General features: G+C 72.7%; 23 protein-coding genes. 5 read left to right on the forward strand and 18 right to left on the reverse strand.

Annotated features, from left to right (window positions below; translation table 11 throughout):
* Positions 1–51: 51 nt before the first annotated feature.
* From pyrF to ACFWFR_RS06205, 12 genes are all read right to left on the reverse strand, one after another.
* Positions 52–939 (reverse strand): orotidine-5'-phosphate decarboxylase, encoded by an 888-nt coding sequence (gene pyrF / locus ACFWFR_RS06150; protein ID WP_377621849.1) that lies wholly within the window; start codon positions 937–939, stop codon positions 52–54.
* Entirely contained in the window at positions 936–4,283 is a 3,348-nt protein-coding gene (carB, locus tag ACFWFR_RS06155; protein ID WP_377621851.1) for a carbamoyl-phosphate synthase large subunit, read from the reverse strand. The genes pyrF and carB overlap by 4 nt, the downstream gene beginning before the upstream one ends.
* A gap of 3 nt (positions 4,284–4,286) precedes the next feature.
* Entirely contained in the window at positions 4,287–5,546 is a 1,260-nt protein-coding gene (carA, locus tag ACFWFR_RS06160) for a glutamine-hydrolyzing carbamoyl-phosphate synthase small subunit (RefSeq protein WP_056651997.1), read from the reverse strand.
* Positions 5,543–6,106, reverse strand: a complete 564-nt coding sequence (locus tag ACFWFR_RS06165) for a hypothetical protein (protein ID WP_377616487.1) — start codon at positions 6,104–6,106, stop codon at positions 5,543–5,545. Before ACFWFR_RS06165 ends, carA begins: the two co-directional genes overlap by 4 nt.
* Positions 6,103–7,449, reverse strand: coding sequence for a dihydroorotase (locus ACFWFR_RS06170; RefSeq protein WP_377621853.1), 1,347 nt, complete (start codon positions 7,447–7,449; stop codon positions 6,103–6,105). Before ACFWFR_RS06170 ends, ACFWFR_RS06165 begins: the two co-directional genes overlap by 4 nt.
* Positions 7,446–8,459: an aspartate carbamoyltransferase catalytic subunit gene (locus ACFWFR_RS06175; protein WP_377621855.1), complete on the reverse strand. Its 1,014-nt coding sequence runs from the start codon at positions 8,457–8,459 to the stop codon at positions 7,446–7,448. Before ACFWFR_RS06175 ends, ACFWFR_RS06170 begins: the two co-directional genes overlap by 4 nt.
* A complete protein-coding gene (gene pyrR, locus ACFWFR_RS06180; RefSeq protein WP_377621857.1) occupies positions 8,456–9,121 on the reverse strand; it encodes a bifunctional pyr operon transcriptional regulator/uracil phosphoribosyltransferase PyrR in 666 nt (221 codons plus the stop codon). The genes ACFWFR_RS06175 and pyrR overlap by 4 nt, the downstream gene beginning before the upstream one ends.
* A 247-nt stretch (positions 9,122–9,368) precedes the next feature.
* Positions 9,369–9,785, reverse strand: coding sequence for a transcription antitermination factor NusB (gene nusB, locus ACFWFR_RS06185; RefSeq protein ID WP_056652009.1), 417 nt, complete (start codon positions 9,783–9,785; stop codon positions 9,369–9,371).
* 1 nt (position 9,786) lies between these two features.
* Positions 9,787–10,350, reverse strand: a complete 564-nt coding sequence (efp, locus tag ACFWFR_RS06190) for an elongation factor P (protein ID WP_056652011.1) — start codon at positions 10,348–10,350, stop codon at positions 9,787–9,789.
* 196 nt (positions 10,351–10,546) lie between these two features.
* A complete protein-coding gene (locus ACFWFR_RS06195; protein ID WP_377621859.1) occupies positions 10,547–11,152 on the reverse strand; it encodes a hypothetical protein in 606 nt (201 codons plus the stop codon).
* Positions 11,149–11,763 (reverse strand): hypothetical protein, encoded by a 615-nt coding sequence (locus tag ACFWFR_RS06200; protein WP_377621861.1) that lies wholly within the window; start codon positions 11,761–11,763, stop codon positions 11,149–11,151. The genes ACFWFR_RS06195 and ACFWFR_RS06200 overlap by 4 nt, the downstream gene beginning before the upstream one ends.
* A gap of 88 nt (positions 11,764–11,851) precedes the next feature.
* Positions 11,852–12,298: a type II 3-dehydroquinate dehydratase gene (locus tag ACFWFR_RS06205; RefSeq protein WP_377621863.1), complete on the reverse strand. Its 447-nt coding sequence runs from the start codon at positions 12,296–12,298 to the stop codon at positions 11,852–11,854.
* Between the two features lie 226 nt (positions 12,299–12,524).
* On the opposite strand from ACFWFR_RS06205, the gene ACFWFR_RS06210 reads away from it, so the two are divergent.
* The 4 genes from ACFWFR_RS06210 (at position 12,525) to ACFWFR_RS06225 (ending at position 16,807) form a co-directional block, all read left to right on the forward strand.
* Entirely contained in the window at positions 12,525–12,887 is a 363-nt protein-coding gene (locus tag ACFWFR_RS06210; protein WP_377621865.1) for a peptidoglycan-binding protein, read from the forward strand.
* A 365-nt stretch (positions 12,888–13,252) separates the two neighbouring features.
* A complete protein-coding gene (locus tag ACFWFR_RS06215; RefSeq protein ID WP_377621867.1) occupies positions 13,253–14,719 on the forward strand; it encodes an MFS transporter in 1,467 nt (488 codons plus the stop codon).
* A 64-nt stretch (positions 14,720–14,783) separates the two neighbouring features.
* Positions 14,784–15,986: an alpha/beta hydrolase gene (locus ACFWFR_RS06220; protein ID WP_377621869.1), complete on the forward strand. Its 1,203-nt coding sequence runs from the start codon at positions 14,784–14,786 to the stop codon at positions 15,984–15,986.
* Positions 15,983–16,807, forward strand: a complete 825-nt coding sequence (locus ACFWFR_RS06225) for a glycerophosphodiester phosphodiesterase (RefSeq protein WP_377621870.1) — start codon at positions 15,983–15,985, stop codon at positions 16,805–16,807. Before ACFWFR_RS06220 ends, ACFWFR_RS06225 begins: the two co-directional genes overlap by 4 nt.
* Before the next feature lie 121 nt (positions 16,808–16,928).
* On the opposite strand, the gene aroB is transcribed toward ACFWFR_RS06225, so the two are convergent.
* The 3 genes from aroB to aroC are packed head-to-tail and all read right to left on the reverse strand — an operon-like array spanning position 16,929 to position 19,904.
* The gene (gene aroB, locus ACFWFR_RS06230) at positions 16,929–18,095 is read right to left on the reverse strand and encodes a 3-dehydroquinate synthase (RefSeq protein WP_191802628.1); all 1,167 of its coding nucleotides are present in this window, start codon (positions 18,093–18,095) and stop codon (positions 16,929–16,931) included.
* Positions 18,096–18,112: 17 nt separating this feature from the next.
* A complete protein-coding gene (locus ACFWFR_RS06235; protein WP_377621872.1) occupies positions 18,113–18,685 on the reverse strand; it encodes a shikimate kinase in 573 nt (190 codons plus the stop codon).
* Between the two features lies 1 nt (position 18,686).
* Positions 18,687–19,904, reverse strand: a complete 1,218-nt coding sequence (gene aroC / locus ACFWFR_RS06240) for a chorismate synthase (protein WP_377621874.1) — start codon at positions 19,902–19,904, stop codon at positions 18,687–18,689.
* Between the two features lie 243 nt (positions 19,905–20,147).
* Between aroC and ACFWFR_RS06245 the strand changes: the two genes are divergently transcribed.
* Positions 20,148–20,744 carry a prepilin peptidase gene (locus ACFWFR_RS06245; protein ID WP_377621876.1) on the forward strand — a complete coding sequence of 199 codons (597 nt, stop codon included), beginning with the start codon at positions 20,148–20,150 and terminating at the stop codon, positions 20,742–20,744.
* Position 20,745: 1 nt separating this feature from the next.
* On the opposite strand, the gene ACFWFR_RS06250 is transcribed toward ACFWFR_RS06245, so the two are convergent.
* From ACFWFR_RS06250 to ruvX, 3 genes are read right to left on the reverse strand one after another with little or no spacing between them, the layout of a single operon-like run.
* Entirely contained in the window at positions 20,746–21,648 is a 903-nt protein-coding gene (locus ACFWFR_RS06250; RefSeq protein WP_377621878.1) for a shikimate dehydrogenase, read from the reverse strand.
* The gene (gene mltG, locus ACFWFR_RS06255; RefSeq protein ID WP_377621879.1) at positions 21,645–22,787 is read right to left on the reverse strand and encodes an endolytic transglycosylase MltG; all 1,143 of its coding nucleotides are present in this window, start codon (positions 22,785–22,787) and stop codon (positions 21,645–21,647) included. Before mltG ends, ACFWFR_RS06250 begins: the two co-directional genes overlap by 4 nt.
* Before the next feature lie 55 nt (positions 22,788–22,842).
* On the reverse strand, positions 22,843–23,262 hold the full coding sequence (gene ruvX, locus ACFWFR_RS06260; protein ID WP_377621881.1) for a Holliday junction resolvase RuvX: 420 nt from the start codon (positions 23,260–23,262) through the stop codon (positions 22,843–22,845).
* Position 23,263 lies beyond the last annotated feature (1 nt).

Here is a 23,263-nt window from a genome sequence, read left to right on the forward strand (position 1 = left end):
ACCGGGATCGGTGGGCGCCCCCTCGGACGTGCGCGAGCGTGCCGCAGGCCTTCAGCCGCGCAGCGCCTCGGCTGCCTCGCGCGAAGCGTCTCGTGCGGCCTCGAGGAGCGAGGCCGCGTCGGGTCCTGCCGCGAGAACGCCGCGCGAGGACGACGCGAGCACCTGGCGGCGGGCGTCCCCGAACACCGCGGCGAGCTCGGTAGCCCCCGCACCCTGTGCCCCGACGCCAGGAGCCAGCAGCGGACCGTTGACGGCAGGCAGGTCCACCCCGGTGTTGCGAGCCGCGTCACCGATGGTCGCGCCCACGACCAGGCCGATCGAACCGAGCGGGTCGGCGCCCTCGTTGAGAGCCGCGGCCTCCGCCGCGATGCGCGCGGCGACCGAGCGGACGTCGGCCCCGGCCCCCGTGCGGGCGTGCTGGACCTGCGCGCCCTCCGGGTTGGACGTCAGGCACAGCACGAACAGCCCGCGCCCCGACTCGAGCGCGGCCTCCACCGCAGGGGTCAGCGAGCCGAACCCGAGGTACGGCGAGACGGTCAGGGCGTCGCCGGCGAGCGGCGAGCCGTCGCGCAGGTAGGCGTCCGCGTATCCCGCCATGGTCGAACCGATGTCGCCACGCTTGGCATCGACGATCGTCAGCGTCCCGGAGGGCCCCGCGGCCGCCGCGGCGGCCAGGACCTCCTCGAGAGCCGCGACCCCGCGCGAGCCGTGGCGCTCGAACAGCGCCGACTGCGGCTTGAGCGCGGCGACGTGCCCGCCCAGGGCGTCCACGACCCGCAGGCCGAACTCACGGACTCCCGTGGCGTCGTCGGGCAGGCCCCACGCCGCGAGCAGACCCGGGTGCGGGTCGATACCCACGCACAGCGGCCCGTGGGAGTCCATGGCCGCGGCGAGCCGCTCCCCGAAGGGCCGGCGCGCCCCGGTCACCGCGGCGCTCACGCGTCCGCCGCTGCGTGACGCTCGGCCGTGGCCGCCATGTGCTCCTGCAGGCTCCACACGTCGAACGGACCCGCGAGCACGGCCTCGATGCCCTGGACCGCGGCAGCGAGCTGCTGGGTCGTCGTGACGATCGGCTTGTCCGCGGCGGTCGTGGCAGCGCGGATCTCGTAGCCGTCGGCGCGCGCGCCCTGGCCCGACGGCGTGTTGATGACCATGTCGACCTTGCCCTCGGTGATGAGGTCGACGATCGTCGGCTCACCGTCCGCGCCGCGGCCCGAGGAGAACTTGCGCACGATCGTGGCCGGGATGCCGTTGCGGCGCAGGACGCCCGCGGTGCCCTGGGTCGCGAGGATCTCGAAGCCCAGCTCCGTGAGGCGCTTGATCGGGAAGACGATCGAGCGCTTGTCGCGGTCGGCGACCGACACGAAGACCGAGCCCTTGGTCGGCAGGCCGCCGAACGCCGCCGCCTGGGACTTGGCGAACGCACGCGGGAAGTCGCGGTCGAAGCCCATGACCTCGCCCGTCGAGCGCATCTCCGGGCCCAGGACCGTGTCGACCACGATGCCGTCGGTCGTGCGGAACCGCTTGAACGGCAGCACGGCCTCCTTGACCGCGATGGGGGCGTCGAGGTCGAGCGTGCCGCCGTCGCCCTCGGCGGGCAGGACGCCGCTCGCGCGCAGGTCCGCGATGGTCTCGCCCACCATGACGCGGGCCGCGGCCTTGGCCAGGGACACGCCCGTGGCCTTGGAGACGAACGGGACCGTGCGCGAGGCGCGCGGGTTGGCCTCCAGGACGTACAGGACGTCCGAGACCAGCGCGTACTGCACGTTGAGCAGGCCGCGCACGCCCACGCCCTTGGCGATGGCCTCGGTCGAGCGGCGGATGCGCTCGATCTCGGCCTCGCTCAGCGAGACGGGGGGCAGCACGCAGGCCGAGTCGCCCGAGTGGATGCCGGCCTCCTCGATGTGCTCCATGACGCCGCCGAGGTACATCTCGGTGCCGTCGTAGAGCGCGTCGACGTCGATCTCCATCGCGTCGTCGAGGAAGCGGTCGATGAGCAGCGGCGCGGGCAGCGAGCCCGTCGTCGTGCGGTCGTCCGTGGCCGCGGCGTGCAGCGCACGCTCGACGTAGCCCGTGAGCTGCTCGGCCGAGTAGACGATCTCCATGCCGCGCCCGCCGAGCACGTAGGAGGGACGCACGAGCACCGGGTAGCCGATGCCCTCGGCGATCTCCTGGGCCTCGGCCAGGGACGTCGCCGTGCCGAACGCCGGGGCCGGCAGGCCCGCCTCGGCCAGGACGCGGCCGAACACACCGCGGTCCTCCGCTGCGTCGATCGCCTCGGGCGAGGTGCCCAGGATCGGCAGGCCCGCGTCGGCCAGGCGCTGCGCGAGGCTCAGCGGGGTCTGGCCGCCGAGCTGGACGATGATGCCCGCGACCGGGCCGGCCGCGAGCTCGGCCTGGTAGACCTCCAGGACGTCCTCGAACGTGAGCGGCTCGAAGTACAGGCGGTCCGAGGTGTCGTAGTCCGTCGAGACGGTCTCCGGGTTGCAGTTGACCATGACGGTCTCGTACTCGTCCTTGAGCGCGAGGGTCGCGTGCACGCACGAGTAGTCGAACTCGATGCCCTGACCGATGCGGTTGGGGCCCGAGCCCAGGATGAGGACCGCGGGACGCTCGCGCGGGGCGACCTCGGACTCGAGGTCGTACGACGAGTAGTGGTACGGCGTCTTGGCCGCGAACTCGGCCGCGCACGTGTCGACCGTCTTGTAGACCGGGCGCACGTCGAGCGCGTAGCGGACCTCGCGGACCGTCGACTCCCCTGCCGCTCCCATGCCGCGCAGCTTCGCGATCTGCGGGTCCGACAGGCCGTGGCGCTTGGCCTCGAGCAGCACGTCGCGCGTGAGCGCGTCGGCCGAGGCGACCGACTCGGCGACCTCGTTGACGAGCTGGATCTGGTCCAGGAACCACGGGTCGATCTTGGTGGCCTCGAAGACCTGCTCGAGGCTCGCGCCGGCGCGCAGCGCCTGCTGGGTCGCGACCAGGCGGCCCTCGGTCGGGCGCGCGATCTCCACCAGGAGCTCGTCGAGCGCCTCGCCCGCGACGGGCTCGCCGTCCCAGTGGAAGACCGAGCCGGCCTTGTCGATCGAGCGCATGGCCTTGCCGAGCGCCTCGGTGAAGTTGCGGCCCATGGCCATGGCCTCGCCGACCGACTTCATGGTGGTCGAGAGCGTCGGGTCCGCGGCCGGGAACTTCTCGAACGCGAAGCGCGGGACCTTGACCACGACGTAGTCGAGCGTGGGCTCGAACGACGCGGGCGTGACCTGCGTGATGTCGTTGGGGATCTCGTCGAGCGTGTAGCCCACCGCGAGCTTCGCGGCGATCTTCGCGATCGGGAAGCCCGTGGCCTTGGACGCCAGCGCCGAGGAGCGCGAGACGCGCGGGTTCATCTCGATGACGATGATGCGGCCCGTGTCGGGGTGCACCGCGTACTGGATGTTGCAGCCACCCGTGTCGACGCCGACCTCGCGGATGACCGCGATGCCGATGTCGCGCAGCTTCTGGAACTCGCGGTCCGTGAGCGTCAGCGCCGGGGCGACCGTGACCGAGTCGCCCGTGTGCACGCCGACCGGGTCCACGTTCTCGATCGAGCACACGACGACCACGTTGTCCGCGGTGTCGCGCATGAGCTCGAGCTCGTACTCCTTCCAGCCGAGGATCGACTCCTCGAGGAGCACCTCGGTCGTGGGCGAGTAGTGCAGGCCCTGGCCCACGATGCGGCGCAGGTCCTGCTCGTCGTAGGCGATGCCCGAGCCGAGCCCGCCCATGGTGAAGGACGGGCGCACGACCATGGGGTAGCCGAGCGAGTCGGCGGCCGCGATGGCCTCGTCGATCGTGTGGATGATCTCCGAGCGGGCGCTCTCGCCGCCGCACTTCTCGACGACCTCCTTGAACTGCTGGCGGTCCTCACCCTTCTCGATCGCGGCGATGTTCGCCCCGATGAGCTCGACGTCGTACTGCGCGAGGACGCCGGCCTCGTCGAGCGCGATCGCGGCGTTGAGGGCCGTCTGGCCGCCGAGGGTCGCGAGGAGCGCGTCGGGGCGCTCCTTGGCGATGATGGTCGTCAGGACCTCGGTCGTGATGGGCTCGACGTAGGTCGCGTCGGCGAACTCGGGGTCCGTCATGATCGTGGCGGGGTTCGAGTTGACGAGGATGACCCGCAGGCCCTCCTCCTTCAGGACGCGGCAGGCCTGCGTGCCCGAGTAGTCGAACTCGCACGCCTGGCCGATGACGATCGGCCCGGAGCCGATCACCAGGACGCTGGAGATGTCAGTTCTGCGAGGCACGGCTCAGATCTCACTTTCGGAGGACGGGGTGACCGGGGCGGCGTTCGTCGCGGAGCCGGAGGCCCCCGCGGAGTCGCGCATCAGGTCGAGGAAGCGGTCGAAGAGGTAGGCGGCGTCGTGCGGGCCCGCGGCGGCCTCGGGGTGGTACTGCACCGAGAAGGCCGGGCGGTCGAGGCACGCGAGCCCCTCGACGACCTGGTCGTTGAGACCGATGTGGGAGACGACGACGCGGCCGTAGCGCCCGCCGTCGTGCGGGGCGACCGACTCCCCGTCGCGCGGGGCGTCGACGGCGAAGCCGTGGTTGTGCGCCGTGACCTCGACCTTGCCCGTGGTGCGGTCGAGCACGGGCTGGTTGATGCCGCGGTGGCCGTAGCCCAGCTTGTAGGTGCCGTAGCCGAGCGCGCGGCCCAGGATCTGGTTGCCGAAGCAGATGCCGAAGTACGGGATGCCGCGGTCGAGGACCGCGCGCAGCAGCTCGACCTCGGTCGTCGCCGCGCCCGGGTCGCCCGGGCCGTTCGAGAAGAACACGCCGTCGGGCGCGAGCGCGACGATCTGGTCGATCGTGGTCGTGCTCGGCACGACGTGCACCCGCACGCCGCGCTCGGCGAGGCGCTGGGGAGTCATGGCCTTGATGCCCAGGTCGACCGCGACGACCGTCGCGACCGGCTCCTGACCGGCGTGCTCGCCCGAGGGCTCGACGACGTACGCCTCGGGCGTGCTGACCTCGCGGGCCAGGTCTGCGCCCGTCATGGCCGGGGCCGAGCGGACGAGCTCGACGAGCTCCTCCGTGGGACGCGGGTAGCCGCCGCGACGCAGGTCCTCGCCCGAGAAGATGCCCGCACGCATGGTGCCGAGCTCGCGCAGGTGGCGCGTGAGCGCACGCGTGTCGATCGAGCTGATGCCCACGACGCCCTGCGCCGCGAGGTCCTCGTCGAGCGAGCGCGTCGCGCGCCAGTTCGAGGCACGGCGCGCGGGGTCGCGCACCACGTAGCCGCTGACCCAGATGCGGGTCGACTCGGCGTCCTCGTCGTTGACTCCCGTGTTCCCGATGTGGGGGGCCGTCATGACGACGATCTGGCGGTGGTAGGACGGGTCGGTCAGCGTCTCCTGGTAGCCGGTCATGCCGGTGTTGAAGACGATCTCGCCGAACGTCGTGCCGCGGGCCCCGTAGGCCAGGCCCGTCAGGGTCGTGCCGTCCTCGAGGACCAGGACCGCGGTCCGGTCGTCGGCCTGGGCGTCCGTGCTGGGGGTCGAGATGCTCACTGCTGCGGCTCCTTCGAGTCGTCGTTCGGTGCGCTGTCGGCGGCGGGAAGAAGCTCGCGGACTGCGTTCAGGAGGGTGGCACGGTCGGCGGTCTGCTGGGTCCGCAGTCCAGTATCCAAGCGGGTGGCGGGCGCACCGCCGGCGGCCGGGACGGTCCAGGTCAGCACGACCAGGCCGTCCTTGCCGACGTACTTGCCCGCCATCCCGGGGGCCAGCGAGACGGCCTCGAGGGCGCTCGCGGCCAGGAAGAGGTCGGGGGCGCCCTGGCGTGCGACCAGGACCCCGGTGCGGTGCACCGTCACGGTCGCGTTCGACCGGAAGCCGAGGCGGTGCGCCCCGACGCGGGCGAGCCAGTCCCCCGCGAGCGTGCTGGACACGTAGACCGCGGTCACGGGGCCGGCCAGGACCTCGCCCAGGTCGCCCTCGGGGACGGCCGGCGGGGCGGGGACGGTCTGGGCCGTGCGGGTCGTCAGTCGCTTGAGGCCCACGAAGACGACCGTGAGCAGCACGAGGCCGATGACGACCCAGATGCCGACCGCGACGGGAAGGGGGAGGTTCATGCGCGCACCTCCGCGGCCTGCTCGACGGGAGCGCCGGCCAGGACCGTCGCACGCCCGCGCAGGAAGGTCGCGACGACCCGTCCCGGCAGCTCGTATCCGTGGAAGGGCGTGTTGGTGCTCGCGGTGGCCTGCGCCGAGCCGTCGACCACGCGCCGGGCGGCCGGGTCGACCAGGACCACGTTGGCGGGCTCGCCGACCTCGAGAGGGCGACCCTGCGCCGTCGGGCCCTCGTCGATGCGGCCGATGCGCGCGGGCGCGGACGACAGGACGCGCGCCACGTCAGCCCAGGACATGCGGCCCGAGTCGACCATGGTCTCCTGCACGACGCTCAGGGCCGTCTCGAGGCCCGTCATGCCGAACGCCGCCGCGGCCCACTCGCAGTCCTTGTCCTCACGCGTGTGCGGGGCGTGGTCGGTCGCGACGATGTCGATCGTCCCGTCGGCCAGGCCCTGGCGCACGGCCTCGACGTCCGCGGCGGTCCGCAGCGGCGGGTTGACCTTGAACGTCGGGTCGTAGTCGCGCGCGAGCTCGTCCGTGAGGATGAGGTGGTGCGGGGTGACCTCGGCCGTCACGTCGATGCCGCGGCCCTTGGCCCAGCGGATGATCTCGACCGAGCCCGCCGTGGACAGGTGGCACACGTGCAGGCGCGAGCCCACGTGCTCGGCCAGCAGCACGTCGCGGGCGATGATCGCCTCCTCGGCGACCGCGGGCCAGCCCGCGAGACCGAGCTCGGCCGACACGACGCCCTCGTTCATCTGGGCGCCCTCCGTGAGGCGCGGCTCCTGCGCGTGCTGGGCCACGACGCCGTCGAACGCCTTGACGTACTCCAGGGCGCGGCGCATGAGGATGGGGTCCCAGACGCACTTGCCGTCGTCCGAGAAGACCCGCACGCGGGCGGCCGAGTCGGCCATGGCGCCGATCTCGGCGAGGTGGTGGCCCTCGAGGCCCACGCTGACCGCGCCGACCGGGTGGACGTCGACCCAGCCCGCGTCGCGCCCGATGCGCCACACCTGCTCGACGACGCCCGCGGTGTCCGCGACCGGGGTCGTGTTGGCCATGGCGTGCACGGCCGTGAAGCCGCCCACCGCCGCGGCGCGCGTGCCCGAGACGATGGTCTCGGCGTCCTCGCGGCCCGGCTCGCGCAGGTGCGTGTGCAGGTCGACGAGGCCGGGCAGGGCGACCAGGCCGGTCCCGTCGACGACGGTCTCGCCGTCCGCGACGGGGCTGTTCGCCGCGCGGACCTCGGTGATGACGCCGCCGGCCAGGACCAGGTCGACCGGGTCGGCGCCCAGGGGCGCCACGCCCTGCAGGACGTAGGTGGGGTTCGTGGTCTGCTCGCTCATTCGAGTCCAGCCCTTTCCGTGGAAGCGTCGCCCGCGAGGAGCAGGTAGAGGACGGCCATGCGCACCGCGACCCCGTTGGCGACCTGCTCGACGATCACCGCGCGCGGTGAGTCGGCTGCCTCCGCCGAGATCTCCAGGCCGCGGTTCATGGGGCCGGGGTGCATGACGATGGTGTGGTCGGGCAGGAGCGCCAGGCGGCGCCCGTCGAGCCCGAAGTTGCGCGTGTACTCGAGCGGGTTCGGGAAGAAGGCTCCCCCGCCCGCTCCCGATCCGCTCATGCGCTCGCGCTGGACGCGGAGCATCATCACGGCGTCCGGGGCGGTCTCCGCGAGGACCTCGTCGAGGTGGTAGGAGACGTCGCACGGCCAGGTCTCGACTCCCACTGGCACGAGCGTGGGCGGGGACACCAGGGTGACCTTCGCGCCGAGCGTGTGCAGCAGGTGGACGTTGGAACGGGCCACGCGCGAGTGCAGCACGTCGCCGACGATCGCGACCCGCAGGCCCGCGAGGTCCTGGCCGGTCGGGTCACCGGTGATCGAGGCGCCCGCGGCGCCTCGCCCGACCAGGTGGCGGCGCATGGTGAACGCGTCGAGCAGCGCCTGCGTGGGGTGCTGGTGCATCCCGTCGCCCGCGTTGACGACCGCCGAGTCGACCCAGCCCGCGTGCGCGAGCGTGTGCGGGGCGCCCGAGGCCTGGTGGCGGATCACGACCGCGTCGGCACCCATGGCCTGCAGGGTCAGGGCCGTGTCCTTGAGCGACTCGCCCTTGGAGACGCTCGACCCCTTGGCCGAGAAGTTGATGACGTCGGCCGACAGGCGCTTGGCCGCGGTCTCGAACGAGATCCGGGTGCGCGTGGAGTCCTCGAAGAACAGGTTGACGACCGTGCGGCCGCGCAGCGTCGGGAGCTTCTTGATCTCGCGCGACTGCGTCGCGGCCATCTGGGCGGCCGTGTCGAGGATGCGGATCGCGTCGGCGCGCGAGAGGTCCGCGGTGGACAGCAGGTGCTTCATCGGGTGCCCTCGCTGGACGTGGTGGGCCGCTGGCTGATGAGGACCGCGTCGGTCGTGGGCGCGCTCGTGGCGGCGTCCTCACCGACGGGCCCGTCGGTCTCGACGAGGCGCACGCTCACCCGCTCGGAGAGCGACGTGGGCAGGTTCTTGCCCACGTAGTCGGGGCGGATCGGCAGCTCGCGGTGCCCGCGGTCGACCAGCGCCGCGAGCTGGACGGCGCGGGGCCGGCCGATGTCGCTGATCGCGTCGAGCGCCGCACGGATGGTGCGACCGGAGAACAGCACGTCGTCGACGAGCACGACGACCTTGCCGTCGATCCCCGACGCGGGCAGGTGGGTGGCGCCGATGGTGCGCACCGGGTGCTTGTGGAGGTCGTCGCGGTACATGGTCACGTCGAGCTCGCCCACGATGCTCGCGGTGTCGAGGCCCGGCTCGATCGTCGCGAGGCGCTCGGCGAGACGCACGGCCAGGGGGACGCCCCGGGTGGGGATGCCCAGGAGGACCACGTCGTGCGCGCCCTTGTTGCGCTCGACGATCTCGTGGGCGATGCGGGTCAGCGCCCGCGCGATCTCGGTCTCACCGAGAACGGTGGTCACACCGGCCGAGGGAGCCTCGGGGGTGACGGGTGGAACGGAAGATGGTACGGCAGGCCCAGAACTCATTCTGGTGACCCCCTTCCCCGCCTCACTGGACGGGCCTTAAAGGAAATCTGACCCTTTCACCCTACCGCCCGACCGGGGCGCGCCCCGGCGCTTCTCACGGGGTGGGCAGGCGTCGTTCGTCACAGTGCGACCGCATCGTCGGCGCGGCCCGGACGCGCAGACGCCGGCCCCGCCACGAGGGCGGGACCGGCGTCCGGGGGCACGTCGTGCCACCGAGGTGGCGTGAGGCGCAGCCGCTCGACCTGGCTCAGGCCAGGATCGTCGGCTTCATCTCCTCGATGCGGGCCAGCAGGCCGTTGACGAAGCTCGGCGAGTCGTCCGTCGAGAGCTCACGGGCGAGGTCGACGGCCTCGTCGATCGCGACGGCGTCGGGGACGTCGTCGTTGTAGAGGATCTCCCAGCTGCCGATGCGCAGGAGCGCGCGGTCGACCGCGGGCATGCGCTCGAGGGTCCAACCGTGCGAATAGGTCTCGAGCAGCTCGTCGATCCGCTCGCGGTGCGCCAGGACTCCCTCGACGAGGTCCACGGTGTACTGCGGCAGGGGCGTCTGGCTGCCCGAGTCGACGATCCGGTCGGCGAGGAGGGTCTGCGGGTCCAGCTGGCGCTGCTCGGCCTCGAAGAGGACGTCGAGCGCGCGCTTGCGTGCCTTGGTTCGTGCACCCACGTCAGTCGTTCACGCGCCCCAGGTAGGAGCCGTCGCGGGTGTCGACCTTGACCTTGGTGCCCTGCTCGAGGAACAGCGGGACCTGGATCTGCGCGCCGGTCTCGAGCGTCGCGGGCTTGGTGCCGCCCGTGGAGCGGTCGCCCTGCAGGCCCGGCTCGGTGTAGGTGATCTCGAGGACGACCGACGGGGGCAGCTCGACGTAGAGCGGCACGCCCTCGTTGGTCGCGACGAGTGCGCTCTGGCTCTCGAGCATGTAGTCCGCGGCGTCGCCGACGGTCGCGGCAGGGACCGTGATCTGGTCGTACGTGGACGTGTCCATGAAGACGAAGTCCTCGCCGTCCTTGTACAGGTACTGCATGTCGCGCTTGTCGACGTTCGCGGTCTCGATCTTGAGGCCGGCGTTGAAGGTCTTGTCGACGGTCTTGCCGGACAGGACGTTCTTCATCTTGGTGCGAACGAAGGCGCCACCCTTGCCGGGCTTGACGTGCTGGAACTCGATGATCGTCCACAGCTGGCCGTCGAGCTTGAGCACGGTGCCGTTCTTGATGTCGTTGGTCGTCGCCACGTTCGGTCTTCCTGTCGCGTTGTCATGGGGCTGCCGTCGGGGTGTCTCGCGGTGGGAGCCACGTGCGATCCACTGATGCGCACACGTTCGGGTGCGCGCCCTGGCGGTAGCGGGCCTCTCCTGGCGGGCTCCCCGCGCCGACAGCAGCGTTCGAGCGCTGCGGCGTTCCCGGGGGCCGCGAAAGGCCCGGTCCAGTCTACCGGAGGAGACCAAGGATCGCTGCGCCGAGGATTCCGGTCGCTCCGGCCCAGATCATCGAGGCCAGGGTGCCGATCATGAAGCGCTCGGCCGCGACCGGGTGGTCGCGCAGCTCGGGGTAGCGTCCCAGGCCCTTGATCGCGACCACGAACGCGACCCCCGCGGGGTACCCGGCGAGCAGGCAGCCCGTGATCGCGAGGCGCTCGAGGATCCCGATCCAGGTGCCGCCGCGCAGGGTCTGGACGGCTTCCTCGCCGAGGGGCCCACCGGGGTCCGACGGCGCCGCTGCGCCTGCCGGGTCCGGTGCGGCGGGCACAGGGGGCGGAGCCGGCGGCGAGGGCACGGCCTGCCTGGCGGACATTCCGGCGGCCGGCGGGGGTACGGGAGCGCTCGTCGCCGCGGGGGTTCCTGCGGCCGGAGCGACGTGGCCGGGCGGCGGGGGCACCGGCCCCGGGTCCCGGGCGGGAGGCGTCTCCCCCTCGATCTCGGAGCGGCGCGCTGCGGCCCGCAGCACCCACGGCGTGACGAGCATGCCGCCCAGCACGCTGAGCACGAGGGTCGCGACCACGACCCCCGCCACGGCCATCCCTGATGCGAAGCTCACGCGTCTGCCTCCTGCAGGAGTCTCGTGACGACCGGCCGGACGGCCGCTTCCTCGGACCACAGGCTCGCACGCAGGCGTTGGCTCACGGCCTGCTCGCTGATCCCGAGGTCTCGGGCCGCATCCTTCTGGGTGCCACCCACACGCGCGAGCGCGTCGACAGCCTCCCACCCCGCAGGGGTGCGGCGCGCGCCGACCGCGAGCAGGAGCCGCAGGAGCGCCTCGACCTCCCCGGCCGCCGCGGGATCTGGCCCTTCGACCGCCAACGGGACGGGGTTGCCGCGGGTCTTGGCCCGCTCGACCGCGGCGCGGGCGTGCACGAACGCCGACCCGGAGGCCTCACGGGAGACCCGGGGCAGACGCCCGTCGGGCCCGGGAAGCACCTGACCGATGCCGAGGCCCGTGCTCCAGCCCCCCCACCTGCCCAGGGTGAGCGCGACCTCCACGACGAGCGCGGCGTCGTCGAGCACTGCCTGGACCTCGTCGCCGACCGTCCGGTCGAACGCGATGACGACCCCCGTGCGCTCCTCGTAGGGTGCGAGGCGGTCGAGCAGCTCCGGCACGAGGTCTCCCCGGCGGGTGCTGGCTCTCTGGTCCACGGTCAGGACGAACATCCCTCCACGGTAGACCCTTGATCCACTCATCTCAAGGCCTGATGCTTGATTCCATCAGATCAAGCCCCGTTGCTTGAGCGGGAGAGATCTAGGCCGCGAGGCGCGACGCGATCGCCAGGACCGCCAGCCGGTACGAGTCGAACCCGAACCCGGCCACGGTGCCCGTCGCCACCCCGCCGATGACCGAGTTGTGCCGGAACTCCTCGCGCGCCGCCGGGTTGCTCAGGTGCACCTCGACGAGCAGCAGGCCCGCCTTGGTCACCTGCGCCGCCGCGTCCCGCAGTGCGTACGAGTAGTGCGTGAACGCCGCGGGGTTGAGCACCACGTGCGCCCCGTCGTCGACCGCGCCGTGCAGCCAGCCGACCAGCTCGGACTCGTCGTCCGTCTGACGCACCTGGACCTCGAGGTCGTTCTCCGCGCCCCAGCGCTCCCCCGCCGCGACCAGGTCGGCATAGGACGCCGCCCCGTAGACATCGGGCTCGCGGACGCCCAGGCGACCGAGGTTGGGACCGTTGAGGATGAGGACACGAGTCATGCGCAGAGCCTAGCGGGGCGGGCGGCTTCCCCGGGGTGGCCGTCCAGGCGGTCGAGAGACCGGACCACCAGAAGGAGCCTCACGACCGTCCACGCGAGCCACGATCCGCCGGTTGCGAGCCGCGGTGGATCCATTTATCGTCGACGCGACACCGATGTCGACTTATGGGGGATTTATGCGACTCGCACGAAGAGCAACGTCTATCGCACTGGCGACAAGTCTGCTGATGGCGGCTGGAGCCGCATTCGCCTCGTCCGCTTCCGCCGCGTACCCGACATGCAACACGGTCGGCATTCGCAACGGCATCGCGATCCCTTACGCCTCCGCGGCTGGAACGTACACCTGCAACCTCTGGCAGGGGCATTCAGGAGGTGCGGTGAGCGTGCTGCAAGAGACGCTCAACGAGTGCAACGGGGCTTCCTTGGCGGTCGACGGAGCTTTCGGACCCGCCACCCGTTCGGCGCTGGTGAAGTTCCAGCAGGGTCGAGGCCTGGTGGCTGACGGCATCTACGGCCCCGCGACACGCAACGCACTGAAGTGGGTCTTCTGGAGCAACGGGATTCCTCGCCCTTCCTGCCATTCGTACTAGTGCGCACGAGGGGGCGTGTCCCCTTCGAGCAGTGAAGCGCGCGGGAGCGTGACGAGCGGCCAGCCACCAGGAGCACGAATCGGGCTCCAGGTGGGGGAGCGGAATTCCGATGCCGGTTGAAGAGATAGGCGGATCGCCCCCTCGGTGCGCTGCCCGCCGTGACGACGACGCCCAGCGGCCGCACGCGCCCGTCGACCGCGGCATGGATCCTGGTCGTCAGACTGCCGTGCGAACGTCCGGGGCCATGCCCGGCAGGCTCATGGTCGCCGCCGGGCGCGCAGTGGATGAACCCTCGGGTGTCGGCGTGTGATTCGATGCCGCCCACCGTTCACCCTCGCGCCCGCCGGACGGTCTACGATGCGCGCGTGCCAGATCACCAGAACGTGACCCCCACCACACCCGGCCACGGGCCCGGCAGCGGCCTCGCCCCCGACCCGGACGCTGCCTCCCGCGCCGTCGGCAGACGCCAGGTCCTCGCCTGGTCGCTGTGGGACTGGGGCTCGGCCGCGTTCAACGCCGTCGTCACGACGTTCGTCTTCACGCGCTGGATCACGAGCGACGCGTTCGTCGAGGCGGGCGCCGCCGACCCCGACGCCGTCATGGCCGACCACACGGCCTGGCTCGGATGGGGCCTGACGATCGCCGGCGCGCTCATCGCGCTGCTCGCCCCCGCGCTCGGTGCGCTCGCGGACGCCTCGGGCCGGCGCAAGGTCTGGCTCGGCGTCAACACCGCCGCGACCGTCGCGGCCATGGTCGCCATGTTCTTCGTGCAGCCGACCCCCGGTTCGTTGTCCGACGCCGTGATCCTGGGCATCGTGCTGCTCTCGGCGGGCAACGTCTTCTTCGAGCTGGCCTCGGTCGCGTACAACGCCCTGCTGCTCGACATCTCCACACCGCGCACGATCGGGCGCATCAGCGGCATCGGCTGGGGCGCCGGGTACGTCGGCGGGATCGTGCTGCTGCTCGTGCTGTTCGTGGGCTTCATCAACCCCGAAGTCGGCTGGTTCGGCATCACGGGCGAGGGCGGCATGGACATCCGCGTGAGCGTCCTGCTCTCGGCCGTGTGGTTCGCGGCGTTCGCGATCCCCGTGCTCCTGGCCGTCCCGGAGACGCCGCGCCCGGGCGGTGCCGCACCCATCGGTGTCGTGGGCGCGTACCGCAAGCTCGGGCGCGACCTGGTCCACCTGTGGCGCACGCGTCGTTCGACCCTCGGGTACCTCGTCGCGAGCGCGGTCTATCGCGACGGCCTCGCGGGCGTCTTCACGTTCGGCGCCGTGATCGCCTCGGGCACGTTCGGGTTCAGCGCGAGCGAGGTCATCGTGTTCGCGATCGCCGCGAACGTCGTCGCGGGGCTCTCGACGATCGCGGCCGGCTGGCTCGACGACAAGATCGGCCCGCGTCGCGTGATCCTGGGCTCGCTCGTGGGTCTCGTGATCTCCGGCACGGCCGTCTTCGTCCAGCACGACGGCGGCGCGAACGTCTTCTGGGTCTGGGGCCTGCTGCTGTGCGCGTTCGTCGGCCCGGCCCAGTCCGCGAGCCGTGCCCTGCTGGGCCGCATCAGCGACGAGGGCCGGGAGGCCGAGGCGTTCGGCCTGTATGCGACCACGGGCCGCGCCGCGAGCTTCCTCGCCCCGATGGCGTTCGCGACCATGGTCGCCGTGTCCGGCCAGCAGTTCTGGGGCATCCTGGGGATCGTGGCCGTGATCCTCGTCGGGCTCGTGCTCATGCTGTTCGTGCGCTTCCCGGCCGGCGACGGCGTCGACGGCGGCAAGGACCTCGTGACAGCACTCGCGGGCGCCCCGGGCTCGTCGAGCACCGAGGACCGGCGATGACGACGAGCCACCGACGACGAGAGACCAGGGATGACGAAGGGCCAGCGATGACCGAGGACGAGCCGTGACAGAGCCCCTCGCGACGACGGACGAGCAGGACCGTCGCGGGAATGCCGGGGCGGTCGTCCGGCTCGCCTGGCGACCCGACCACCTGCTGGCCGGGTTCGAGGCGGCGACCCTCGCCACGGGCGGCCCGCCGCCCGGCGCGCGCGCAGGGCTGCTGTCGCTCGTCCCGACGCTCTCCGCCCGGGCCGCGAGCGCCCTGGGGGGCGCCGAACGTTCGACGGTGCGCGACGCCGACGCGGACCCGGATCCGTTGGTCGCTGCCGAGCCCGGCCCCCCGCCGGTCGCGACGCTCGTGCGCCGCGTGCCCGTCGGGGCGGGGGCCGCCGGTGGCCTGCGGGGTGTCTTCCTGCACGTGCACGGCTACAACGACTACTTCTTCCAGGACCACCTGGCCCGCGCGGTCGAGGACGCGGGCTACGCGTTCTTCGCCGTGGACCTGCGGGCCGCGGGGCGTTCGCTGCGGCCTGGCCAGGTGCCGCACTTCGTCGAGGACCTGCGGGAGCCCGCCACGGACCTGTCGGTCGCGGTCGCCGCGGTCCGCGGGCTGCACCCCGGTCTGCCCGTGGCGGTCCACGCGCACTCGACGGGTGGGCTGGTGGCGCCCCTGTGGGCGCACGCGCACCGTCGGCAGCGTCTGGTCGACGCGCTCGTGCTGGACTCGCCGTTCCTCGACCTCAACTCGAGCTGGCTGAACCGGACGATCGCGACCAGGGTGCTCGACGCCGTCGGGCCGTGGTCTCCCCTCGCGGTGCTCAGCGCCGCCCCCTCGGCGTACGCGACGCACCTGCTCGCGGCGAACGGGGGCCGGTGGGAGTTCGACCCGACGCTCAAGCGGCCCGACGGCGTGCCCGTGCGTGCCGGTTGGCTGCGGGCCGTGCGCCAGGGGCAGGCGAGGTTCGCCCGCGGGCTCGACGTCGCGTGCCCCGTGCTCGTGGCCCGCTCGGCGACCTCGGGACCCGACGACCTGGCGAACCCCCTGCTCGACGAGCAGGACACGGTCCTGGACGTCGAGCAGATCGCGCGCCTGGCCCCGCGAGCGGGTCCCGACGTGACGATCCGTTCGATCGAGGGCGGGGTGCACGACCTGACGCTGTCCGCGGACGGCCCGCGCGAGGCCTACCTGTCGTCGATGCTGACCTGGCTCGACGACCGGCTGGGTCACCTGGGTCGCAGCGGGCGCCGCCCGGGCCCGTCCCGATGAGCCGCACCGACCGGCGCGGCGGTCGCCCCGGTGCCTGGCGTCACCCCTACCTCGACTCGCCCACGGGGTTCGTCGCTCTCGCGCACCGTGGGTTCTCGCTCGACGGGCTCGAGAACTCGCTCGCGGCGTTCGCCGCGGCCCGCGATCTGGGGTTCGGGTACGTCGAGACCGACGCCCACGCGACGTCCGACGGCGTCGCGGTCGCGCTGCACGACGCGGCCCTGGACCGCACGACCGACGGCACGGGGACGGTCGCGGACCTGCCCTGGACCCGGGTGCGAGGCGCGCGGATCGGGGGCGTCGAGCCGGTCCCCCTGCTGGAGGACGTCCTGGGGACGTGGCCGGACCTGCGGGTCAACATCGACGTCAAGGCGGACTCCGCCGTCGGGCCGGTGGCGGCGGCGATCGAACGCACGCGGGCGCACGAGCGCGTGTGCGTCGCCTCGTTCTCCCCGGCCCGCAGGCGACGGACGGTCGAGCGCCTGACCCGGCCCGTGGCGACCTCGACGGGCACGAGCGAGGTCGCGACGTTCCTGCTCGCGGCCCGGGCCGGGGCCCCGCGGGCACCGTTCGGGTCGCTCGCGTCCTGGGCGCTGCGCGGCGCCGACTGCCTGCAGGTGCCCGAGCGCCAGGGACCGCTGACGGTCGTGGACGCCCGGACGGTCGCGGCCGCGCACGCCGCGGGCCGTCAGGTGCACGTGTGGACGATCAACGACCCGCTGGAGATGGAGCGGCTGGTCGACCTGGGGGTCGACGGGATCGTGACGGACCGCGCGGACCTGCTGCGCGAGGTCCTCCTCGCGCGGGGGCGGTGGGCCTGAGGCCCGCCCTCAGGCGCGCCCTGAGCGAGCCGCGTCCGGGACGGCGCACGGCCCGTCCCCACCGGTGGGGACGGGCCGTGGGCGCGTCGCGGCGGCCCTCACGGGGCCCGACGGCGTCGCGTCAGAGGGCGATCGGCCCACCGCGGGGCGCGTCGATCGCGATCTCGGCGTACGCGGCCGCGAGGAGCGCCGGGTCGGGACCCTCGAGGCGCGAGGGCTTGCCGATCCCGTCGAGGACCACGAAGCGCAGCAGGTCGCCGCGGGACTTCTTGTCGCGGCGCATGGCCGACAGGAGCTGCTCCCAGCGGTCGCCGCGGTACGTCAGGGGCAGGCCCAGGTTGCCGAGGATCTCGCGGTGGCGGTCCACGGTCGCGTCGTCGAGGCGCCCTGCCAGGCGCGAGAGCTCGGCCGCGAAGACCATGCCGACCGACACGGCCGCCCCGTGGCGCCAGGCGTAGCGCTCGGTGAGCTCGACCGCGTGGCCCAGGGTGTGGCCGTAGTTGAGGATCTCGCGCAGGCCTGCCTCCTTGAGGTCCTCCCCCACGACGCGCGCCTTGACCGCGACCGAGCGTTCGATGAGCTCGACGACGACGGCCCACGTCGAGGCGGGCACCGTGGCGCCGCCCCAGCTCTTGAGCTCGTCGATGTTCTCCTCGACGAGCTCGAGGATCCGCGGGTCGGCGATGAAGCCGGTCTTGACGATCTCGGCGAGCCCTGCGACGAAGTCGAACTTGGGCAGCGACTCGAGCGAGGCGACGTCGCACAGCACGCCCGCGGGCGGGTGGAACGCGCCCACGAGGTTCTTGCCCTCGGCCGTGTTGATGCCCGTCTTGCCGCCCACGGCCGCATCCACCATGGCAAGCAGCGTCGTGGGGACGTGCACGACCTTGATCCCGCGCAGCCAGGTCGCCGCGACGAAGCCCGCGAGGTCCGTCGTGGCTCCACCGCCGACCGAGACGATCGCGTCGCTGCGCGTGAAGTCCGCCTGTCCCAGGACCTGCCACAGGAACGCGGCGACCTGAGCGGTCTTGGCCTCCTCGGCGTCGGGGACCTCGGCGATGTACGCCTCGTAGCCGACCGCGAGCAGGTCCTCGCGGACCGTGTCCGCCGAGGTCGCGAGCGCGGCCGGGTGGATCACGAGCACGCGGCGGACGTCCGGGCCGAGCATCGAGGGCAGCTCGCCCAGCAGGTGCCGGCCGATGAGGACGTCGTAGGGCTGGTCGCCCTCGACCCGGACGCGGGCGGGCGTGGCCGGCCGGCCCTGCTCGTCCTCCGGTGCTGCGCTCACGGTCTCCTGCTGGTCGGTCACTGCTCGCTCCTCGTGGTGTCGGAAGGTGCCGCGGAGGGCGCCTCGCCGAGTGCTGTCTCGATCTCGTGGGCCACCTGGCCCGGGGTGCGTGCGTCGGTGAGGACCCGCAGCGTGGCGAGCCGTTCGTAGACGGGGCGGCGCCCGTCCATGAGCGCCTGCCACTTGGCGCGCGGGTTGCCGAGCAGCAGCGGACGCGCCTGGTTGAACCCGACGCGCGGCCCGGCGTGCGCCAGGGAGACGTCGAGGAACACCACGACCCCTCCGGCCGCCGCGTACGCCTCGAGCGCCGCCTGGGTGTACTCGTCGAGGACCGCGCCGCCACCGAGGGCGAGCACGCCGTCGTGGACCGCGAGGGCCTGTGTCACGGCCTCGCGCTCGAGCGCACGGAAGCGCGGTTCGCCGTCCTCGAGGAAGACGTCCGCGACGGACTTGCCCGCGACGACCTCCACGTCGGTGTCGGTGTCGCGCGCCGCGAGGTCCAGGCGCTCGGCCAGCACCCCCGCGACGGTCGACTTGCCGCAGCCGGGAGGGCCGATCAGGACGACCCGGGGGCCGGTGCTCGACGTCATCTCAGCGCAACAGCTCGGGCACGGAGGACAGGTAGCCCTCGACGTTGCGGCGGACCTCGACGACCGAGTCGCCGCCGAACTTCTCCAGGACGGCCTCCGCGAGGACGAGCGCGACCATGGCCTCGGCCACGACGGCCGCGGGCGGCACCGCGCACACGTCCGAGCGCTGGTGCTGGGCCTTGGCGGGCTCGCCCGTCGCGACGTCGACCGTCGCCAGGGCACGAGGGACGGTCGAGATGGGCTTCATGGCCGCGCGCACGCGCAGGACCTCGCCGTTGGACATGCCCCCCTCGACACCGCCCGCACGGTTGCTCAGGCGGTGCAGGTGGCCGTCCTCGCCGCGCACGATCTCGTCGTGGGCCTGCGACCCGCGGCGCCGCGCGGTGCGGAACCCGTCGCCGACCTCGACGCCCTTGATGGCCTGGATGCCCATGAGCACGGCCGCGAGGCGTGCGTCGAGCCGACGGTCCGACTGCACGTAGGTGCCGAGCCCCGACGGGACGCCGTAGGCCAGGACCTCGACCACACCGCCCAGGGTGTCGCCGTCCTTGTGGCACTCGTCGATCTCCGCGACCATCGCCGCCGAGCTCGCGGGGTCGAAGCAGCGCACCGGGTCGGCGTCGAGACGTTCGACGTCGTCGGGCAGCGGGAGGGCCGCGTCCTCGGGGACGTCGACCGTGCCGATGCCCACGACGTGCGAGACCAGGCGGATCCCCACGGCCTGCTCGAGGAACTTGGCCGCGGCCACGCCGAGCGCGACGCGGGTCGCGGTCTCGCGGGCCGAGGCCCGCTCCAGGACCGGTCGGGCGTCGTCGAACGCGTACTTGCGCATGCCGACCAGGTCGGCGTGCCCGGGGCGCGGGCGCGTGAGCGGGCGGTTGCGCGCGATCTCGCGGACGTCGCCCGTCCCGGCGTCGACCTGCAGCGCCTCCGCGGGCACGGGGTCCGCGCTCATGACGTCGACCCACTTGGGCCACTCGGTGTTGCCGATCTCGATCGCGAGCGGACCACCCTGCGTGAGGCCCAGGCGCAGCCCGGCGAGGATGCGGACCTCGTCCTGCTCGAACTTCATGCGCGCGCCGCGCCCGTAGCCCAGACGGCGGCGCGCGAGCGCGTCCTGCACGTCCTTCGTCACGAGCTCGACCCCTGCGGGCAGCCCTTCCAGGATGCCGACCAGCGCCGGACCGTGCGACTCACCCGATGTCAACCAACGAAGCATGAGCAGAATCCTCCCACGCCGCGCGCGCCCGCCCCGAACCCGCCCGCAGTGCGGACCGGTGGGCGGTCGTCCGGCCATCGGTCGGCCGGGCCCTGTGGACGACGCCCGCGGGGCTCCTCGGCGCTGCGCTAGGTTCGCCGGGTGACGAACGCAGGGGGCGGGAGTCCGGCCGTCGCGCCGGGACAGGACAGAGCGAGCACGGTGATGCACGGCGACCACGAGGCACCGAGGCCTCGGGTTGCGTTGTGGCGACGAGCCGTCGAGGAGGTCGGCGCCCACCGCGCCGCGATCTGGGCCGTGGGCGTCCCCCTGACGATCTTGACGCTCGCGGGGGCCGTGCACGTCGGGCACCCGCCGGCGTCGCTGCCCGCGACGGGCTTCCTCGCGGCCGTGGGCTCGGCGCTCGCGGTGATCGACGTGCGCACGCACCGCCTGCCGAACGCCCTGGTCCTGCCGTCGTACCCGGTGCTGGCGCTCCTGCTGGGAGCGGCGAGCCTCCTCGGGCCCGACGACGGCGCACCGGTCCGCGCCCTGGTCGGCGGGCTCGTCCTCTACGGTGCGTACTTCCTCCTGGCCCTCGCCCCGTCGGGGCTCGGGTTCGGGGACGTCAAGCTCGCGGGGCTGCTCGGCGCCTACCTCGGGTGGTTCGGCTGGTCGGAGCTCGTGGTCGGCGCGAGCGCGGCCTTCCTCCTGGGCGGCCTGGCGGCCGTCGTCCTGCTCGCCACGCGGCGCGCAGGACGACGGACACTGATCCCGTTCGGCCCATTCATGCTGGCCGGCGCCGCGCTCGGGGCGCTCTGGGGAGCAGGAGCCGTGGGCCCGGCCTTGCTGACGGGGTGAGTCAGGCCCCGGCGACGCTCGGCGCGAGCGCCTCCTCGAGGGCTGCTGCCATCGCGGCCAGCGGCGCGACCTGACCCGTCATCAGGCGTACCTGCTCGGCAGCCTGGTGCAGGAGCATGCGCTCCCCGCCCACGACCAGGCCCTCCCGGTCCGGTGCCCCGGCCGCCCAGGCCCAGGAGAGGGCCGTCGGACGGGGGTCGTAGACCACGTCGAGCAGGACGCCGCGCGGGGCGGCGCCCCCCGCCGCGGCGTGCGCGGTGAGCGCCTCCGCGACCGGGTCCGCCGCCCGCGAGGGCAGGGTCGACACGACCACGTCGACGTCGCGCACGCGCGCGCTCGCCGGGTCCATGATCTCGAAGCGCGGGGTCACGCCCATCCGGTGCGCAGCGCGCTGGAGGCCGCCCGTGCGCCCGAGCGAACGCACCAGGACCGTCGGTGACGTGCAGCCGAGCTCGGCGAGCGCCGCCAGGGTCGACGCGGCCGTGGCCCCGGCCCCCAGCACGACCGCCGACGTGACGGGCCGCTCCCCCGGGCCGCTGCCCAGCCCCTCGTGCAGGGCCGCGACCAGGCCGTGGACGTCCGTGTTGGCCCCGACCAGGGTCCGTCCGGAGCCCGTGGGCTGGAACAGGACCGTGTTGACGGCCCCCACGACCTCGGCGAGCGGCTCGACGTGGTCGAGCAGCTCGAAGACGACCTGCTTGAGCGGCATGGTCAGGCTCAGGCCCGCCCACGCCTCGTCGAGACCGCCCACGAAGCCGGGCAGCTGCTCCTCGGTCACGTCGATCGCGGTGTACTCCCACCCGTCCAGGCCCAGCGCGCGGTACGCGGCCGAGTGCAGGACGGGTGAGAGCGAGTGGGCCACAGGGTGGCCCAGGACGGCAGCGCGGTGCGTCGCCTCTGTCACGGGTTCTCCGCCTGCCACGCGCGCAGCTCGTTGACGTACCGCTGGTGCTCGGCCATCGTGGACGAGAACTTGGTCTCGCCCGTATCGAGGTTGACGGCGACCCAGAAGATCCAATTCCCGGGTTCCGGGTTCAGGATGGCCTCGACGGAGGCCTTCCCCGGGGACGCGATGGGGCCCGGCGGCAGCCCCTTGTGCTTGTAGAGGTTGTAGAGGTTGTCGGTGTTCGCCTTGTCGGCAACCGTGATCTCGGTTCCTGGCTTGCCGAGGCCGAACGCCACAGCGGCATCGATGTCGAGGGTCATGTCTCGTTCGAGCCTGTTCTCGATCGCCCGTGCCATCTTGGGGCGGTCCGCGTCGGCCTTGGCCTCACGCTCGACCAGGGACGCCTTGATGATGACGGTCTGCCGGTCCGCAGGCGCGACCCCCAGCGAGTCGAGGTTGCTCACCGTCCCCGCGACCATGTTGGCCACGATGGTCGCGGGCGTGTCGTCGGGCTCGAGCAGGTAGGTCGCCGGGAAGAACCAGCCTTCGAAGTTCCCGCCGGCCTCGGCCGGGAGGCCTACTGCGGCCGGGTCGGCCATGGCTGCCTCGAACTCCTCGACCGGCTTCCCGGTCACGGAGACGGCGCGGTCGATGACCTGTGCCTTGGTGAACCCCTCGGGGATCGTCAGCTTCGTCTCGTTCTTGCTCTCCTTGGAGAGCAGCAGCGCGACCGCGGCGGAGCCCTTCATCTGGGTGAGCATGGTGAAGTTGCCCGGCTGGATCTTGCTCGCCTCGGGGTTGGCCTTGTAGGCGTCGGTGAACGCCTTGACCGACTTCACGACCCCGGCGTCCACGAGCGTCTGCCCCATGGCCGCTCCCGTCGAGCCCGGCTCGATCGTGACGTCGACCGGGTCGACCCCCTGGCCTTCGTAGTCCGAGGCGGCGAACGGGTTCTCGAAGCCCAGCAGGTTCGACGCGTTCGAGACCAGGTAGTACCCGGCCCCGCCAACGAGCAGCAACGCCACCACCACGATGAGGGTGCGACGACGCCGACGCTGGGCGCGCTTCTTCGCGGCCCTGCGGTCCCTGCCACCCGAGCGGGTCGCCCGGGTCGGTTGCTCGTGCTGCACCGGCGGGCGTTCGAATAGGTCGGTCACGGGAGGTTGCCTCCTGACGAGTGCGTGCGCGGCGGTCTTTGCCACGTCACGACGATCAACGTTCTACGTACTCTCCAGCGCGCGCCCCCGCGCTCCGCTCACGGTCCAGAGCGGTCTGGAGGATGATAACCGCCGCCGCCTGGTCCACGACAGAGCGCTGCTTGCGCCCGGCACGGCCAGAGGCCCTCAACGCCTGGTGGGCGCTGACGGTCGTCATCCGTTCGTCGACGAGGTGCACCGGGACGGGTGCGATGGCACGGGCCACCAGTCCAGCGTACGCACGTGCCCCCTTTGTGGCGGCACCTTCTGCCCCGGAAAGGTGACGTGGAAGCCCGATGTACACCACACGTGCACCTCGTTCCTCCACTTCCGCCGCGATCCGGGCGACGTCGCTCGGCAGGGGGGAGGCGGCGTCGTCGGGCGCGGGAACCGCAGTCTTGAGGTCACGCGCCAGCGTCTCGACGGGGGTCGCGATC

This window comes from Oerskovia sp. NPDC060287 (assembly GCF_042726775.1).
GTDB lineage: Bacteria > Actinomycetota > Actinomycetes > Actinomycetales > Cellulomonadaceae > Oerskovia > Oerskovia merdavium.